The sequence below is a fragment of the Pseudanabaena sp. 'Roaring Creek' genome (assembly GCF_001402795.1).
Lineage (GTDB): Bacteria > Cyanobacteriota > Cyanobacteriia > Pseudanabaenales > Pseudanabaenaceae > Pseudanabaena.
Genome location: NZ_LIRE01000256.1, coordinates 1 through 16,003 on the forward strand (window position 1 = coordinate 1; position 16,003 = coordinate 16,003).

The following is a 16,003-nucleotide window of genomic DNA, read 5'->3' on the forward strand; positions in this document are numbered from 1 at the left end:
GTTAAGACATAAAACCCAGAAGAGTGTTGCGGCGCTTCGCGCCGCAACACTCTTCTGGGTTTTGTTTTTGTCCTAACATAACTGGCTACTGCTATATCTAGGCGCAATTAAATATAAAACCCTAAAAGCTGAGGCACAGGCTGCGCGTGCGCCTCAGCTTTTAGCTCTAGATTTTAATTATGCTAAGAGTTAGTTAATGAAAATCAAAGCCCAAAACATGAATGGCGTTGCCCAGCAACGCCATTCATGTTTTGGGGCTTTATGTCCTAAGGAAAACTTTAGCGATCGCTACGCTTATTGGTAATGAATGGTAATGAAACTTACAACTAGATTTGTATCTAATTATGTAACTGAATATTAAGAAAATCTGAGCGAGCAAGAAGAATTATTGAGAACTGTCAATACTGTTGAGTCGCTACTGTTAGGCTAGCAATTATTAAGCATTAAAATTTTTTATTTTTTAAAGTTCGGTGGTTTTAAAATGTACAATAAATCAGCTAAAGATCCTGTAGTTGCAGCAGTTACCGCAGGCTTAGGAGCTGGAGCAGTAGCCTGTTTCAGTGTTAGTCAAGGACAAAATATCATTGTTGCGTTTGGCGTAACTATTTTTGCTACTACTGTTGCTTTGATCGTAGATCGGTTGTTTTTTAATTAAAATAAATATTAATCTTAATTAATCCTCAATAAATAAGAGCGTGCAATGTACGCTCTTATTTATTGAGGATTTAATTAGGATTAAGTACCTCAGCATAATTAAAATCCAGACCTAAAACCTACGGCGCAAGCGCAGCGTGCGCCGCAGGTTTTAGGGTTTTATATTTAATTAAGCCAACTTATACCAAAACACAAAATGGCGTAGCCATTTTGTGAATTAAAAACCCTTACTGGGTTTGGTTTTTAATTCACAAAAGTGTTGTCATACTTTCGTGAATTGGTATTACTTATTCAGAAATAGTTACTATATTGGGGATCGCTAGGAAATTGATTACCGAATTAAAAAAATTTGTTATGTGGGGCAGCTACTGCGAAAACGTTCTTGAAAAACGTGCGCCCTTTCGCCAAGACCATCTTGACAACCTCAAGGCTTTGCATGAGACGGGAACCTTGCTCACGGTTGGTCCTACGCAGGATGTGACCAAAGTATTCGCCATATACGTCGCTCCCGATGTGGCGGCGGCAAAAAAATTAGTCGAGTCCGATCCCTATTGGCAAAACGGTATTTGGACAGATTACGAAATCCATGAATGGATTCAGGTCTACTAAATTGGAATAAAGGGGCGCAAATCGCCCTTTTATTCCAATTTATAGTAAGGGTTTTCAAGGCTCAAAATGGCGTAGCCATTTTGAGCCTTGGTGTTATACCAAAACACAAAATGGCATAGCCATTTTGTGTTTTAAAACCCTTACTGGGTTTGGTTTTCAATTCCCAAAAGTGTAGCCACACTTTTGGGAATTGGTATTATTCGTCATCGGTATTGGTGGTACTAACGGCAAAGTGCTTAAAAAGAATACGGCTCGTACCTGCGATCGGCGGAGCGATAATTGCGCCTACAACGCCAAAAAGCTCGGCTCCTACAATAATGGAAAGTAAAAGCTCAAAGGGATCGAGGTTTAAATAGGGTGCAACTAGCCAAGGTTGCAAGATAAAAGCCTCGATTTGTTGTAGTGCAAAGCAAATAAATAGGGCGATCGCCCCTCGATTAAAGTCAACTCCCCAAGCCGCGATAAAAATGGCGGCAAGAGCCATTAAACCACCGATATAGGGAACGAGATTGGCGATCGCTACCAATAGTCCCAAGGCTCCCGCGTAAGGAATTCCACAAATCGATAGGGTTAGATAGGTGCAAAACCCTAGCAAACTAGAAGTACCAACCCTACCCACCACATAGGCTCCCAAACATCTGGTAATCGGGGGGATGAGAATTTCGACCTCTTGGCGAATCTGTTTAGAAAAGGGACGTAAGCACCTTCTTAGCAAGCTATCTGAATGAACCACCATGTAGGCCGCAAGCAACATACTTAAAACGCCAACACCGATCGCATTGACAACTTGCAAGGTGAATACAAAGGTTTGACTGACAATGTCCTTACCAAAATTTTGAGCTTGATCGATTAAGGGTTGGGTTTGCAAAATGTGATTGAGCTGGTCTTGGCTAAAATTGGCAATACCGCTTTTCGGGGGCTGGATCTGCTCTAGTAGATTTGGCAACTTAATAAAAAATTGTCCCAATTCCTGAATGATTTGCGGTGCAGGGGCGATCGCCAAAACTATCACGATCAACAAAAATAAATAGAGCAGGGACACTGCCCAGATCCGATTTAAGCCGATTTCCCATTGCTTGACCTTAATCCGAAAATTGGTCATTTGCTCGATAATAGGCGTAATTGCACCTGCTAAAAACAAGCTAGTCAGCAATAATTGCACTGTCTGCCGTAATCTAAAGACAAGATAAACTGCAACAGCAATAATTAAAATGCGTTGTAGATATTTCCCAAGCGGAGTTTTGCCATTTAACACAGTTGTAATTTCGTCTCTAACTGTTCAGCGATCAAGTCAGCGATCAAATCAGCGATCAAGAAGATAGAAGCGCTTCTTGCCGCCTCTACCTATAATTACCATAGCAAGATACTCAATCAATAAAAATTTCACATGAATTACGGGTATGAAGCGATCGCGATCGGGCGACGTATTTTACTGGAATTATTTCGCACCTATCGTACTTTACTCCTGTGGGTGATCTTTCCCATTTCGATGCTGTTGCTAAATGGTTTTGTCTTAGCGGAGGGTTCTAAAATTACCACGATGGAATCCTTTAAACTTTCTGCTCCTGCGACTTTAATTGGTTCGGCATTATTTTTTAGTTGCCTTGGGGGCACGATGTCCACCATCGTTTCAGAGAGAGAAAGCCTGACAATTAAGCGGCTACTGATTTCTCCGATCAATGGGGTCTCCTACTTTTTAGGAATTTTCTTTGCCTATGCCACCATTGGGATCGGACAGACCCTCATTGTTTATACTGTTGCCGCCTTCTGGGAAGTACGTTTTAGCGGCTCGATCGCCTTGGGGATTGTAGTGATTTTGGCAAGTATTGGCTCCTATGTGGGGATGGGATTTGTCCTTGCCACCAAATTTGCGCGAAAGGTAGAAGATGTTAATTCCCTAGTGGCGGGGGTGGGCGTACCGCTATTGATTTTGGGCGGGGCATTTTTCCCGACGACTTTTTTGTCTAAAGATTTGCTTTTAATTACCCAATTTAATCCCGTCTACCACATGAGTGAAGCTTTTACTGCGCTATCGACCAATAGTAAAACTATTACCAGTGTAGATATGATGCTGCATCTGCGGTTTTTAGTAGGATTTTTTGTCGTAGCGATCGCGTCAGGGTGGCTAGCCTATAAACGTATGTTAAAAAGCGAAAGTCATCTCTAAGATAAAGCTCTACTCCCTTCCCAGTGAAGAATTAGACGTTGCGGCGCTTCGCGCCGCAACGCTAATTTTTGGTTTTTAATGTCTAATTTTATAGCGGGAAGGGAGTAAATCATCCTCAGTAGCTAGGCATAAAACCCACCGCTTAAAAACTAGATTTCGTCAGGGTTCTCAAGTTAAGAAATGGCTATGCCATTTCTTAACTTGGTATTACTTATCGCTTTAGCCAAGTTTGGGTACGTTGATACAGACCTCGCGTTAACAGCAAGTAAAGCATCCGCACACCCATACTCGTCAGCACGAGAATGGTAGACATAGCTGCGGCAGGAGCGACATCCCCCGCATCGTCCATATTCACGATCGCGACCGATGCCAAGGGAAAACTGGGGGGATATAGAAATATCACTGCTGACAAAGTGACCATGGAGTTCACGAAAAAGTAACTGCCCAGTTCTAAAATTGTCGGAATCGTTAAGGGAACGGTCACGCGCCAAAAAGTCTTGTAAAAGGGTACGCCCATCGAAGCCGAGACCGCTTCAAATTCAGGATCGATTTGTTTTAAGGCAGTATTTGCCGTTAAAAATCCCACCGTATAGAAGTGGATGATATTACAAACAACTAATAGAGCGATCGTACCGTATAAGCCATGAAAGGGATTTACCAAAGCAAGGTTGGTGTAAGGGATATTCCATAGAGACTTATTAAAGAAAAAGATATAGGAAATCCCCTGTACCATGCCTGGCAGTGCCAACGGAATCGTAGATAGAAAATAATTAAGCGATCGCAATATTTTTAATTGCTTACTTTTTTCGATCGCGTAGGCTCCCAAAAAAGCCGCGATCGTCCCAAAGACTGCCGTATAAAGGGAAATTTGGATACTGTTCCAATAGGCAGCAATACCACCGCCCCCCACCGAATCAAAATCGTAATGTTTGGTCGTAAGCTCGAAGTTATAGGGCCAGACCTTAACAAAGGAGGCAAGAACGATAACGCCAAATATTAGTAAAATCCCAGCAGCAATCAAACTACAAATGCCAAACATGAGCCAATCAAATCGGGGATGAGCAGCAGCTTGATAGGGAACGGAACGACTGCTAACCATTGCCGCTTGACGACCTTTTAAGATCCGATCCAGAAAATAGGCGATCAGCGTAGGCAGGAGCAAGAAAACGCCAATAGTCGCTCCCATCGAAAAATTTTGCTGCCCGATTACCTGCTTGTAAATATCCGTGGCTAGGACGTTAAAATCTCCACCCACGACTTTAGGAACGCTAAAGTCGGTAAATGCCAATATAAAACAAACAAAAATCGAACTCATCAAACCATATTTAACATTTGGCAAGGTTACAGTAAAAAATACGCGATGGGGTGGAGTCCGCAGGGCGGCAGCGGCTTCGTATAGCCGCGCATCCGTAATACTTAATGCCGTAACCAACAAAATCACTATGCGCGGGAAACAATATAAAATTTCGCCCAAAATGATGCCATTGGAACCGTAAAGATGAATATCCCAACCTGAAAACAACGAAAACAGCCCCGTAGTAATCAATCCCTTATTCCCGAAGAGATAGACTAATCCAATACTGTGAGCGATCGGCGGGATAAAGAGAGGGACTAAGGCGAGAATGCGGAAAAATGGCTTCCCGAACATGGCTGTACGCGTGAGGGCATAGGCATAGACAAATGCCAAACTCACGGATATTAGGGCGGTGGCGATCGCGATATAAAAAGTATTAAATAGGGAGGCTGAGAGTGCGGGAGTCTGTAAATAGCGGGCGTAATTGCTAAGCCCGATCCACTGCCCGTTGATATCCTGAAAACTGCGAAGTAGTAAGGGATAAAGGGGAAATAATACGCCAATCAACAACCAAAGAGTGCTTATAACTATCAGCCCCCTCATCATCCAGTCTTCTTTCGTCGTAATTTGCTGAACTTGTGGTTGACCGAAAAAGGGAAAGCTTGTTTTCTTGGGGGGGGATTTAGATGGAGCTAGCGTCATAAGGAATATCCGTTAATTTACATTGCCAGAATAGCGATCGCTATTTTGGCGATCGCTATTTTGGCGATCGCGAAAATATGCCTAACCAATAAGCGTTTGATATCATTAAGATTGCTGGGAGCTTGCAGAGTCGGTAAAAACCTGTAACTCATCGGGAGGAAGTCGAATCTTAAGCATCGTCCCCAACCTCAGATCGATCTGTCTTGCTTGATAAATCGATAACTCGATGTTCATGGCTGCTTTAGCGTTGCCATCGGGTCGCAAGGTAATGTGATAGACCGAACCGAGAAATTCAATTCCTTCAATTTCCGCCGATAGTACGTTAGAAAGGTCACCCCGATCGCCCCCCACACCGTCAGATAAATCCAATAATTGAATTGCTTCGGGTCGAATGGCGATCGCGATCGGCGTATGCTCTGATAAATTCTCCACCTTTGCTTCTAGGAGAATATTGCCGCAGCGTACCTGCGTTGGCGATAGGACTTCGCCTGATAGAAGATTGGTCGAGCCAATGAAGTTTGCGACAAAAGGATTGCTGGGGTTTTGATATACCATACGCGGCGTTCCTACTTGGGCAATTACGCCCTTATCCATAACCACTACGCGATCGGACATCGTTAACGCCTCCTCTTGATCGTGAGTCACCATGACCGTTGTCACTCCCAACCGCTTCTGTAGCTGCACGATCTCCACGCGCAGGCGATTTCTCACCTTTGCATCCAAGGCGGAGAGCGGCTCATCTAACAGCAACAGGCTTGGCGAGAGCGCTAAGGCTCTAGCGAGGGCAATTCGCTGTTGTTGTCCTCCAGACATCTGGGCGGGATATTTTTTACCAAAGCCTTCTAAACCCACTGTTTCTAATAGTTCTTTCACCCTTTGCGCGATCTGTGTCTTTGGCATGGGCGTATTGTGCAAGCCATAGGCAATGTTCTGCTCGGCATTGAGATTGGGAAATAGGGCATAGGATTGAAACACGATCCCGAAATCTCGTTTTGCAGGTGGGAGTTGAGAAACATCGCGATCGCCCTGAATGATTCGCCCGCTAGTCTGGCTTTCAAGTCCAGCGATGATTCTCAGTAGGGTCGTCTTTCCGCAGCCGCTCGGTCCTAGGAGACAGACAAATTCTCCAGCATAGACATTGAGATCGATCTCATGGAGAGCCGTAAACTGTCCGAAGGATTTTGAGATATTCTCGATTTTGAGATAGGGTTGACCGAGGTTATCCGAATCTAAAGGATGAGATTGCTCTCGTTTTTGCCCCTTTTCGTTAGATCGCTCGTATTTCGTAGAATTAGCGATCGCTTCTGTTCCGTCAGGAGAATTTGTCATAAGGATTAATTCAAATAAATAAGAAGCATAAGAAGCATAAGAAGCCGAATTGAATTGAAGATTCTCGACTTTCAGGAATTTTCCAAACTTTTAAAATCCATTCAAATTCCTAAGAATCCATACCGTCCGCACAGGGGGCGGTATGGATTCTGGTTTTATTTTTTAACTATGCAAATATAATTGCCAAATTTCACTAAAAGTTGGGAGTTTAGTGAGATAACGTGGGAATTTACTTTTTCTTCGCTTCCGACTTGGAGTCATAACGCTTCGTCCATTCCGCGAGAATTGCATCGCGATTAGCCGCAGCCCATTTGAAGTCGTTTTTAGGATATAGCTGTTTGATCGGATCTTCGGGAAATCCTGCAGGGATGGGAACGTCAGTCTTGACTGCTGTTAAAGGGAAATTCTTGGCATACTTTTTAGAGATTTCAGGAGAAATTGCCCAGTCCAAAAAGGTTTTAGCAGCAGGTTTGATATTTGCCTTCTTGACGAGAGCGTTAGCTTCGATATCCCAACCCGAACCTTCTTTAGGAAACACGGGCTGAATTGGTTCGCCTGAATTCTTTTGTTTTACGGCGCGATAGCCAAAGGAAATCCCGATCGCATACTCGCCAGAACCAGCAAGTTTACATGGCTTAGAACCAGAATGGACGTACTGGGCAATATTTTGATGGAGCGCATCGAGGTATTTCCAACCATCTGCCTCACCCATCATTTGCAAAATGGCAGAGACTGATAAGAATCCAGTTCCCGAAGAGGCAGGATTGGACATGACGATCTGACCTTTATATTCAGGCTTGATCAGATCTGCCCAAGATTGGGGAATGGGTAGATTCTTTTTCGCCGCTTCAACGGTATTTACACAAAAAGCTGATTCCCAAGCATCGATACCAACCCATTTAGGAGGATTTTCGCTATCTCTAAATTGAGGCTGAACCGCTTCGAGTCCCTTGGGTGCGTAAGGCTCTAACATACCTTGTTTGTCAGCAACCAACAAACTAGATGCGGCAAGACCCCAAACTACATCCGCCGTAGGATTATCTTTCTCTGCCAACAGTTTCGCCGTAACTACTCCCGTAGAATCGCGAACCTTGTTAATCTTAATGTCAGGATATTGCTTTTGAAACAAAGGCAAGTAATCTGACAATTGGTCGTCTTCTAGAGCTGTATAAACATTGATAGAATCAGATTTTGACGCTTCGCTAGAAGCCATAGACGTAGAAGTACTTGTTGTGGGAGTATTACTAGCTTTGGAATTTGGCTCTGGTGTTTGGGTTTGAACGCATGCGGTTACAACCACAGTTAGTAGAAATGTTGAAAACAAGCTAAAAGCAAATCGAAACCATTTTTTGCTAGTAACCTTTTTGTTAATAGACATCATGAAGCTCCTAAGAAATATAAAAATCTTGTCCCGTTCTATAATCTTTTCCTGTTAAAGCGCCAATCGTTTCTATCTAAATTCCACTAAAACCATGAGGCTCTGCCTTTTAAATTATTTTTAGTAGCTGCAAGAAACATTTTTGGCGATCACAGATAACCGTGTCTATTACTCAATGCGACAGAAAATATGCTTTAGGTAAAAAGCCCTTTCCTATAAATATTTACGTTTACAAAAACAAAATCACAAAATCGTTTGTAGTTTTCTGGACTTTTAGGATGGGAATGCATTTGAGTAATATATTCTAAAAATATAATCTAGGATTACTATATTTAAAGAGTCAATAGTATGGAGGCAATTAATATTAATAAAGAAATTAATAAATAAGCCCATTAATCTTGCCTTAGGTATTAATTAGAGAGCTGTAATTGTTTTATTTTCAATATTTTTCCAAACTTTCACATCGATTCAAATTATACTTTTGTAATCGTTACCCTATCTTATGTTTGCGTTAAGTTTTATTTGTGGTTTCATTAAGTCCTTGAGCTTTGTAGAGAGAAGAAATGTAAACCCAAACACCATATTTCTTCTCTATTGTTTACGATCTACCGCAATTATCACTCAAACCCAAACAAGAAAATCCTTAAAAGCGTTGCTTCGTAACGCTTTTAAGGATTTTCTTGTTTGGGTTTGATCGCAAAGCACTATAAGTACTTTGCGATCGCAGTGCGCCATCAAAACCTAAGGAGGAGAATATTCTCTTCCTTGGTGTTTATGCAGGCTGATGACAGGTGATGCAATGGAACGCGCCACCGCCTAAGAGAATATTTTTGGCGGGAAGTCCGATCGCTTGACGGGTAGGAAAATGCTTGGCAATTTCCCGAACGGCAATTTCGTCATTGATCGAACCGTAGGTGGGAATAATTACGCTATCGTTAGAAATATAGAAATTCAGATAGCTGGCAGGCATGATTTCGCCTTCATCATCTAAGACTAGATTTGGCGATGGAATTTTGATGACATTCAGCTTGCGTCCCTTAGCATCGGTCATCTCTTCCAATTGGGCGGCAATATCCTTGAGAACTTGATAATTGGGATCGTTCTCAGCGGCTGGCTGCATACACATGACGGTATGGGGTGCAATAAAACGAGCGATCGTGTCGATATGTCCGTCGGTATGATCGTTGAGCAATCCTTCTTCAATCCAGAGAATCTTTTCTACTCCCAAGGCATTTTTTAAGCCCTCCTCGATCGCGGTATGATCCATCTGTGGATTGCGATTCGGGTTAAGCAAGCATTGCTTAGTGGTAAGACAAGTTCCTTCGCCATCAACCTCAATCGCACCGCCTTCTAAAACCCAATCAAATTCAAATTTTGGCAGATCGAGAGTTTGGAGAATCCGATCGGCTACGCGATCGTCATGTTCGAGCATATATTTGCCACCCCAACCGTTCCACTGGAAATGCAAAGCCCCTAGCTTCCCTTCCGCACTTTTGATATAAATTGGCGTAATGTCGCGCATCCAGATATCACCAAAGGGAATCTGATGGAAGCGAACGGGTAAGTCTCCAAGCAACCGCTTAGCAAGTTCGGCGGTTTCCTCTAGCACTAAGATTTCTAGCTGCTCCGATCGCGCGATCGCTTTAGCAAGGGCGACAAATTCGGCTTGAACTATATCCAGAGATTCTAACCACAGGTCACGATGGCTGGGAAAGGCTAGCCAACAGGCGCTGTGGGGTTGCCATTCGGCTGGCTGGGTGTAGCCCAAGTTTTTGGGAGTTTCCATGACGGTTGCGGTATTGAGCGACAAAATGTTGTTAATAATCCATCGAAATCCTACCTTTATTTTGGACTGTTTTGGATTGTTTTGGAATATTTAAGGCGATCGTATCTAGTTGCTTCTTTAGCGATTTGCAAGCACAGCGATCGCATCAAGCTAGGCATAGAAATTCTAGGAACAATAAACTTTACAGAGGCGATTGAGGAGATTTTTTGAGATAAATATAGACAAAAATCTATAAATATTATTTTTTAGTAAGTATTTTGCAGGCAATTTAATCTTTGAGACTTCAGAAAAAAGCACATAAAGGTATTATCCTAAAAAAAGTGGGTGTGATGTTCTTTCGGTCTGGCGTTGCTTTAATTTCTGCAAATTTCTGGGGAATAGCCCTAAAAATCTATCAAGAGTAAATCAAGATGTCTATAAATAATACTGAGATTCGGTTGCTTCTAAATCTATGGGATCTGGGAGAAGGTCAGAGCGTAGTAAATAAGGGGAAATTGTTACGCTCCGCCAGTAAAGATAAGGACAAGGCGACGGCTTATAAAAATGCTTTGCTGTCATCAATCGATAGTGGAGCGATCGCCATATCCAAGGAGAAGCGTACTGAAAAGTATTCATTGACAGATGCGGGTTTGCAAAATTTAGTTGAGGGCTTGCGATCGCCTGATTTTCAGTTTGAAGGGGCATCGGTGGGCAGCCGCTTGGCTAACGCCGCTTTAAAGTTAGTTCTTCAAAATCAGATTCAGCCTGTTGATTAGTCGTTGATGAGAATGCTGTAACTGATGCGATCGCTTCTAACATTTCTACCGATGAGTCTGTGGTGTATGAGGGTTAGGATTTACGGATTTGTGAGTATGGCGATCGCATAGAGAGTATTGCTAAGATATCAGGTAAATTCAATATTTCAGTGTATTGATTGGAGGGCTTGAGTATGCTAACTAAACAAAGGCTTGAACTATTAGATGCGATCGCACAAACTCCCGAAGAATACATTCCTGAGTTGTTAGATTTTGTACATTTTTTTCATCAACAGCGAATTACTAAATCTTCATCCGCAAGCGCTTGGGATGCTGCTATGAGCGAGATTAATAGTAGCAATCCAGAAAGGCAAAGTCTCAGACGACAAAGAATCAATCAGTTATTTACAACATGGGCTGTGTTGGATAGTGAAGATGAGCAGAAAGAATCTTTGAAAATAATTGAATCTGTTGAAGGTATTTCTATCTAATGAGTCAGATCATCTTTTTGGACTCCACTCCTGTTGGATTGATTACAAACCCTAAAGCGACTCCTTTGGCTTTGCAGTGTCAGCAATGGTTCGACAATCTCTTAGCAAGAAATATGAAAATAATTCTATCTGAAATTATCGATTATGAAGTTAGGCGGGAGCTTTTACGGACTAATAAGTTATCGAGCCTTAGAAAACTAGATCTTTTGAAGTCTGAACTTACATATTTACCAATTACGACAGAGGTAATGTTAAAGGCTGCCGAGTTATGGGCTAGGGCGAGAAATCAAGGCAAGCCGACAGCCGATCATAAATCGTTAGATGGTGATGTGATTTTGGCGGCTCAGGCGGTTTTGGTTGCTGGCTATGGGCATGAGGTGATTATTGCTACGAGTAATGCTAAGCATTTATCGCTGTTTGCGGATGCTAGGGAATGGCAAAGTATTTAGATTTTCTTTTTGCTTACTGATGCGGTTATGGGTGGGGCGATCGAAATATCAATAGTTGCTAAAATATTCAATATATCTAAATAGCACAAATTTATGTTTAGAGACTCAAAGTTTATTAGTAGATCGCCTGATGTTATGGGTGGTACGGTTGCATTTACAAATACTAGAGTTCCTGTGCAGACACTTTTGGATTATCTCAAGGATGGCGAATCCATTGATGGTTTTCCAACTGTAACGAGAGATCAAGTTATTTATTTTTTGGATGAGATCGCTTGATTACTTGCTGACAGTGTTCCTGCAAATTAAATGCACATCAACTTAACCAGCGTCCATTAACAAGCTTTTTAAAATTACTGGCTACAGAGCTATCATATTCCCTTGCTATTTCCTCTTCAATAATTTTAAAAGCATCCGTCTCAGACTTGCTAGGGTGAATCTTTATATAAGCATCTTTAAAATCATATATTCCAGTCAAATCACCTATTTCAGTTTCTGATTCATCTTTAAAAAAAGACAGGTAAAAAAACTCTTCCGATAAATCAGTCTCTAGTCCAGCATCTCCTAAAATTGACCTACGGGTTTCAATGGTAATCTTCAAATTACCATCATCAGTCCAACCAGTAACAATAGTCCAATTAGTATCAATGCGGTTATTATCCATATCTAGAGTCTCTAAACTTGACTTCCATTGTAAAGCAAGCTATCCCGTAGAAACTTTAAATTTAAAAATTTTCCTGTTTCGAGGGCAATTTTCACTTAGCGACATAAAGATTAAAATAAAATATAGCGCTTCGCAAATTAATATTTGCTAAAATAACAGTCAAACCCAAATATTTGCCGATATCGTGTTAGTTATTCAGATTCAATAGGATATGTAAATTAGCAGATTAATCTTATTTGTCATTATGGAGTTCTTCTAGGGGGGCATTATGTCAAAAGCTATGATAAACAGTTTGATCAATGAAATAAACTCACTACTTAGCCACCCAAGCAGTTAATGAATACAAAAATTGAAACAGTCCAAGATTTTGCACAAGTAATAGCAGGCTACGAAGAATTATGGACATTACTTAAAGGGAAAGATGTTAAACGTATTAAGCCAAGAGTATTGAGAGCGAATGGCAATCTAGTTTTGATAGATAAAAATGGTAATACAACTAAAAAAGCTGAGTTTAAAGATTGTAAAGTCAGAGAAGTAACTATGTTAAATGGAAGAGTGTTTATCACAGTTGCTTACTCAGGATATGAACCTATAGCTCAAAACATGGTAACTGGCTCTATAAAAAGATTAAATATAGACGCAACCAAATATGAAAAAAGCAAGTTTATTAGTCTTTTTAAAGAAATATGTCCATCTTTAATATTAGATGACATCGATTATTATAAACAGCAGAAAGACACTCTAGTACAGAAGAAAAAATCATTAATTGAACAAATACAGAATACTTTAAAACAAGACTTTATATATACAGATGAATTTTATATATCAAATTGTAGAACAGATATTTCTCAACTTGAATATGGAGGTATAAAGCAAAAATTTGTACAACAGTGGATTTCAACTAATCTAAGAAGTAAATCTGACCTAGAACAATCTTTAGCGATTGGCTCGGTTAATAGTCATGTGCAACTTATCGCAAGGGCTGGCAGTGGCAAAACATCCACATTAGTTAATCGCGCCATATTTTTACAAAAACACTGCGGGATTAAACCATCTGAAATCTTACTATTAGCATTTAATAGAAAAGCTGCTCAAGAAATTAGAGAAAGATTACAAAAACATTTGCCTAATGATAAGCCACCCTATGCGATAACATTTCATGCACTGGCTTATCACTTGCTTCATCCTGATGAAACACTAATTTTTGATGAGCCAGACGGACAACAAACAAAAAGTCGTAGCTTACAAAGTGCGATTGATGAACATATAAGAAATCCAGATTATTTTAAACAGATCAAATCTCTAATGATGGATAAATTTAGAGATGTTTGGATAAGAATTTCTGAAGGTGGATATAATCTAACACCAGAGGAAATGATTGAATATCGCCGTTCTTTACCGCAAATCGGTATTGATGGCTATAACTATAAATCTGGTGGCGAGAAAATTATTGCTGACTTTCTATTTGAACATGACATTCCTTTTAAGTATGAAAAAAATTTTTGGTGGAAAGGCATTAATTATCATCCAGACTTTACCGTTTTAAAAGAAGTAAATTACAAAAAAGGTGTTGTAATCGAATACTTTGGGATAGAAGGCGATCCAAACTATGACGAACAATCAGAACAAAAGCGACGTTATTGGCAAAATCAATCTGACTATTTCTTTGTTGAACTAAATCCCAAAATTTTAAAACAACATAGACGAGAAGGAATGGAAAACCATTTGCGCGATATTCTCACAGATATGGGGCTTGAGTTTAATCGTCTCAGCACTTCAGAAATCTGGGAAAAGATTAAAGACCGTGCCATAGATCGCTTTACTAAAGCCATGACTAATTTTATCGGGCGTTGCCGCAAGCAATGCCTGACTCCTGATCAACTCAGTGAAAAAATTGAGCGCTATTTTGCCTCTAATCCTAAAACAACCGAGATAGAATTTCATTTTTTAGATCTAGCACAGAATTTTTATAGTTCCTATTTAGAGCGTCTCCAGCAAACAGGCGAAGAAGACTTTGATGGATTAATGCAGAGAGCTGACAAAACTGTAGAAGAAGGTAATACCGTATTTGTGAGTAGTAAAGTTCGAGGTGATTTAAAAGAACTTAAATACATTATGATTGATGAGTATCAAGACTTTTCTTTGCTCTTTCATAACCTTGTTACAGCTATCAGAAAACAAAATCCTGAAGCCCTATTTTTCTGTGTTGGTGACGATTGGCAAGCCATCAATAGCTTTGCTGGTGCTGACTTGTCCTACTACAAAAACTTTACCGAAATATTCAAACCATCTAATACCTTATCCATTACCACCAATTACCGATCAGGCTCACAAATTGTCAAGTTCGGTAACAAATTAATGGCGGATAGAGGCATACCCGCCAAGCCATCAACTCAAGTACAAGGCAAAATCCAACTGGTTAATATTGCCAAATTTCAGATGACGGCGATCGAAGAACAAGAACATAGCTATGATTTGACTGCCGCGATCATTCGTCTTACAGGTCAACTCATCCAAGAAGGAAAACAAGTTGCTCTACTTAGCAAGAAAAATCTTTTGCAAGGTGTAGATAGTAAAATCAAAGAACTAGACAAATTTCGCAAATACATCATCAAAAAACTCAACTTAGTCGGTGATTTAGAACAACTAATCGATATTTCCACGACCCATAAATACAAAGGCAAAGAACGACAAGCAGTAATCATTCTTGATGCTTATAACTATTCTAGTATTCACCCTGACTCTATCTTTTTCCGTATTTTTGGCGATGATGAAAACAAGTTACTTGAAGATGATCGCCGACTGTTTTATGTCGCCCTAACCCGTGCCAAAGAAGAGCTATACATAGTTATAGACAATTTCAAAATGTCGCCATTCATTGCAGGCTTAATGAGCAAAATGCAACTGCAAGAACTTGACTGGAAAAACTATCCAGTTCCCACAACTGAAACTTGCTTTATCACTATCAAAGTTAGCAATCAACAAGGTCGTGGGACAAGCGGAACATACAATATCAGAGAATTACTAAAAGCAGATGGCTTTAAGTGGGATGGCACTTCAAAATCTTGGAATAAAGTCGAACCAGTTCAGAAATTCCTGAGGGATGGCTCACGATTGCAATATCTAAGCAATTGCAACTGGAGTTCTCAAGCTAACGAGTTAGAAATAAATTTGTGTGATGAGCAAGAAGAAGTTTTAGCGTTATATCTAGGCAATAATAGCAATTGGAGTTGTACTTTCGATAACTTCAAGCAACCGAAGCCAGACAAAACAGATATAAATATCTATGATGAATTTCCATTCTGAATAAATGTTTTTACTACTTACGAGACTCAACCAATAGAAAATGAATAACTTTAGCCGCCAAACAACAGAACAAATTCGCCTGATGCTTCATAGTCAAGCCAAACCAGTTAGAACAATCGCCATTGATGTTTTCTCATTAGCCTAAAATATTTGGGAAGAGATAAGGGTGATGCTGGAAAAGGCGATCGTTTTTATTATCTGAGAGACTTACCGATAGAATAAGGAGACTAAATCGAAGAGAAACAACATGGAAAAAGTAATCATCAAAACTAACATCAAACAACAAACAAGCGATTTTCAATACTGGCAACAACAAACACCCCAAAAGAGAATAGAAATCCTCGAACAAATTCGCCAAGAATATCATCAATACAAATACAATGCTCAACCAAGACTTCAAAGAGTTTATACAATTATTAAATTCTTGAAGACTATCCCACCCT

The 16,003-nt window shown here is 40.4% G+C and carries 16 protein-coding genes; 9 read left to right on the top strand and 7 right to left on the bottom strand.

From position 1 onward, the window contains the following. The first annotated feature begins 481 nt into the window (after positions 1-481). Positions 482-655 carry a hypothetical protein gene (locus AC805_RS26180; protein WP_009629642.1) on the top strand — a complete coding sequence of 58 codons (174 nt, stop codon included), beginning with the start codon at positions 482-484 and terminating at the stop codon, positions 653-655. A 353-nt stretch (positions 656-1,008) separates the two neighbouring features. After that, on the top strand, positions 1,009-1,263 hold the full coding sequence (locus AC805_RS08865; RefSeq protein ID WP_055075092.1) for a YciI family protein: 255 nt from the start codon (positions 1,009-1,011) through the stop codon (positions 1,261-1,263). Between the two features lie 196 nt (positions 1,264-1,459). Here AC805_RS08865 and AC805_RS08870 read toward each other — a convergent pair whose 3' ends face one another. Further along, positions 1,460-2,518 carry an AI-2E family transporter gene (locus AC805_RS08870; protein WP_055075093.1) on the bottom strand — a complete coding sequence of 353 codons (1,059 nt, stop codon included), beginning with the start codon at positions 2,516-2,518 and terminating at the stop codon, positions 1,460-1,462. A 132-nt stretch (positions 2,519-2,650) separates the two neighbouring features. On the opposite strand from AC805_RS08870, the gene AC805_RS08875 reads away from it, so the two are divergent. After that, complete coding sequence (locus tag AC805_RS08875) at positions 2,651-3,430, top strand: ABC transporter permease (RefSeq protein WP_055075094.1); 780 nt, start codon at positions 2,651-2,653, stop codon at positions 3,428-3,430. A gap of 211 nt (positions 3,431-3,641) precedes the next feature. On the opposite strand, the gene AC805_RS08880 is transcribed toward AC805_RS08875, so the two are convergent. From AC805_RS08880 to AC805_RS08895, 5 genes are all read right to left on the bottom strand, one after another. Then, complete coding sequence (locus AC805_RS08880; RefSeq protein WP_082429445.1) at positions 3,642-5,327, bottom strand: putative 2-aminoethylphosphonate ABC transporter permease subunit; 1,686 nt, start codon at positions 5,325-5,327, stop codon at positions 3,642-3,644. Between the two features lie 116 nt (positions 5,328-5,443). Then, complete coding sequence (locus AC805_RS27115; RefSeq protein ID WP_269433564.1) at positions 5,444-5,578, bottom strand: hypothetical protein; 135 nt, start codon at positions 5,576-5,578, stop codon at positions 5,444-5,446. Further along, positions 5,532-6,755, bottom strand: coding sequence for a putative 2-aminoethylphosphonate ABC transporter ATP-binding protein (locus tag AC805_RS08885; protein ID WP_082429444.1), 1,224 nt, complete (start codon positions 6,753-6,755; stop codon positions 5,532-5,534). The genes AC805_RS27115 and AC805_RS08885 overlap by 47 nt, the downstream gene beginning before the upstream one ends. Positions 6,756-6,984: 229 nt before the next feature. Continuing rightward, complete coding sequence (locus tag AC805_RS08890) at positions 6,985-7,968, bottom strand: putative 2-aminoethylphosphonate ABC transporter substrate-binding protein (RefSeq protein ID WP_197278678.1); 984 nt, start codon at positions 7,966-7,968, stop codon at positions 6,985-6,987. A gap of 937 nt (positions 7,969-8,905) precedes the next feature. After that, on the bottom strand, positions 8,906-9,919 hold the full coding sequence (locus AC805_RS08895; RefSeq protein WP_055075105.1) for an agmatine deiminase family protein: 1,014 nt from the start codon (positions 9,917-9,919) through the stop codon (positions 8,906-8,908). A 410-nt stretch (positions 9,920-10,329) separates the two neighbouring features. Between AC805_RS08895 and AC805_RS08900 the strand changes: the two genes are divergently transcribed. The 4 genes from AC805_RS08900 to AC805_RS08915 all read left to right on the top strand — a co-directional run bounded on the left by AC805_RS08900 (position 10,330) and on the right by AC805_RS08915 (position 11,869). Further along, positions 10,330-10,674 carry a hypothetical protein gene (locus tag AC805_RS08900; protein WP_055075096.1) on the top strand — a complete coding sequence of 115 codons (345 nt, stop codon included), beginning with the start codon at positions 10,330-10,332 and terminating at the stop codon, positions 10,672-10,674. Positions 10,675-10,847: 173 nt separating this feature from the next. Beyond that, a complete protein-coding gene (locus AC805_RS08905; protein ID WP_055075097.1) occupies positions 10,848-11,144 on the top strand; it encodes a hypothetical protein in 297 nt (98 codons plus the stop codon). Then, positions 11,144-11,593: a type II toxin-antitoxin system VapC family toxin gene (locus tag AC805_RS08910; protein ID WP_055075098.1), complete on the top strand. Its 450-nt coding sequence runs from the start codon at positions 11,144-11,146 to the stop codon at positions 11,591-11,593. Before AC805_RS08905 ends, AC805_RS08910 begins: the two co-directional genes overlap by 1 nt. Positions 11,594-11,686: 93 nt before the next feature. After that, positions 11,687-11,869 carry a DUF433 domain-containing protein gene (locus AC805_RS08915; RefSeq protein ID WP_055075099.1) on the top strand — a complete coding sequence of 61 codons (183 nt, stop codon included), beginning with the start codon at positions 11,687-11,689 and terminating at the stop codon, positions 11,867-11,869. Between the two features lie 37 nt (positions 11,870-11,906). Here AC805_RS08915 and AC805_RS08920 read toward each other — a convergent pair whose 3' ends face one another. Next, entirely contained in the window at positions 11,907-12,254 is a 348-nt protein-coding gene (locus tag AC805_RS08920) for a hypothetical protein (RefSeq protein ID WP_055075100.1), read from the bottom strand. Between the two features lie 336 nt (positions 12,255-12,590). On the opposite strand from AC805_RS08920, the gene AC805_RS08925 reads away from it, so the two are divergent. Beyond that, entirely contained in the window at positions 12,591-15,560 is a 2,970-nt protein-coding gene (locus AC805_RS08925; protein WP_055075101.1) for a UvrD-helicase domain-containing protein, read from the top strand. 247 nt (positions 15,561-15,807) lie between these two features. Continuing rightward, a partial coding sequence (locus tag AC805_RS26775; protein WP_055075102.1) for a hypothetical protein occupies positions 15,808-16,003 on the top strand: 196 nt, incomplete at its 3' end.

What these genes read in the sequence shown, in the direction of transcription:
- AC805_RS26180 (WP_009629642.1), top strand. Translation starts at nt 482, where the DNA reads ATGTACAATAAATCAGCTAAAGATCCTGTAGTTGCAGCAGTTACCGCA.
- AC805_RS08865 (WP_055075092.1), top strand. Translation starts at nt 1,009, where the DNA reads ATGTGGGGCAGCTACTGCGAAAACGTTCTTGAAAAACGTGCGCCCTTT.
- AC805_RS08875 (WP_055075094.1), top strand. Translation starts at nt 2,651, where the DNA reads ATGAATTACGGGTATGAAGCGATCGCGATCGGGCGACGTATTTTACTG.
- AC805_RS08880 (WP_082429445.1), bottom strand. Translation starts at nt 5,327, where the DNA reads ATGAGGGGGCTGATAGTTATAAGCACTCTTTGGTTGTTGATTGGCGTA.
- AC805_RS27115 (WP_269433564.1), bottom strand. Translation starts at nt 5,578, where the DNA reads ATGAGTTACAGGTTTTTACCGACTCTGCAAGCTCCCAGCAATCTTAAT.
- AC805_RS08885 (WP_082429444.1), bottom strand. Translation starts at nt 6,755, where the DNA reads ATGACAAATTCTCCTGACGGAACAGAAGCGATCGCTAATTCTACGAAA.
- AC805_RS08890 (WP_197278678.1), bottom strand. Translation starts at nt 7,968, where the DNA reads ATGGCTTCTAGCGAAGCGTCAAAATCTGATTCTATCAATGTTTATACA.
- AC805_RS08895 (WP_055075105.1), bottom strand. Translation starts at nt 9,919, where the DNA reads ATGGAAACTCCCAAAAACTTGGGCTACACCCAGCCAGCCGAATGGCAA.
- AC805_RS08900 (WP_055075096.1), top strand. Translation starts at nt 10,330, where the DNA reads ATGTCTATAAATAATACTGAGATTCGGTTGCTTCTAAATCTATGGGAT.
- AC805_RS08905 (WP_055075097.1), top strand. Translation starts at nt 10,848, where the DNA reads ATGCTAACTAAACAAAGGCTTGAACTATTAGATGCGATCGCACAAACT.
- AC805_RS08910 (WP_055075098.1), top strand. Translation starts at nt 11,144, where the DNA reads ATGAGTCAGATCATCTTTTTGGACTCCACTCCTGTTGGATTGATTACA.
- AC805_RS08915 (WP_055075099.1), top strand. Translation starts at nt 11,687, where the DNA reads ATGTTTAGAGACTCAAAGTTTATTAGTAGATCGCCTGATGTTATGGGT.
- AC805_RS08920 (WP_055075100.1), bottom strand. Translation starts at nt 12,254, where the DNA reads ATGGATAATAACCGCATTGATACTAATTGGACTATTGTTACTGGTTGG.
- AC805_RS08925 (WP_055075101.1), top strand. Translation starts at nt 12,591, where the DNA reads ATGAATACAAAAATTGAAACAGTCCAAGATTTTGCACAAGTAATAGCA.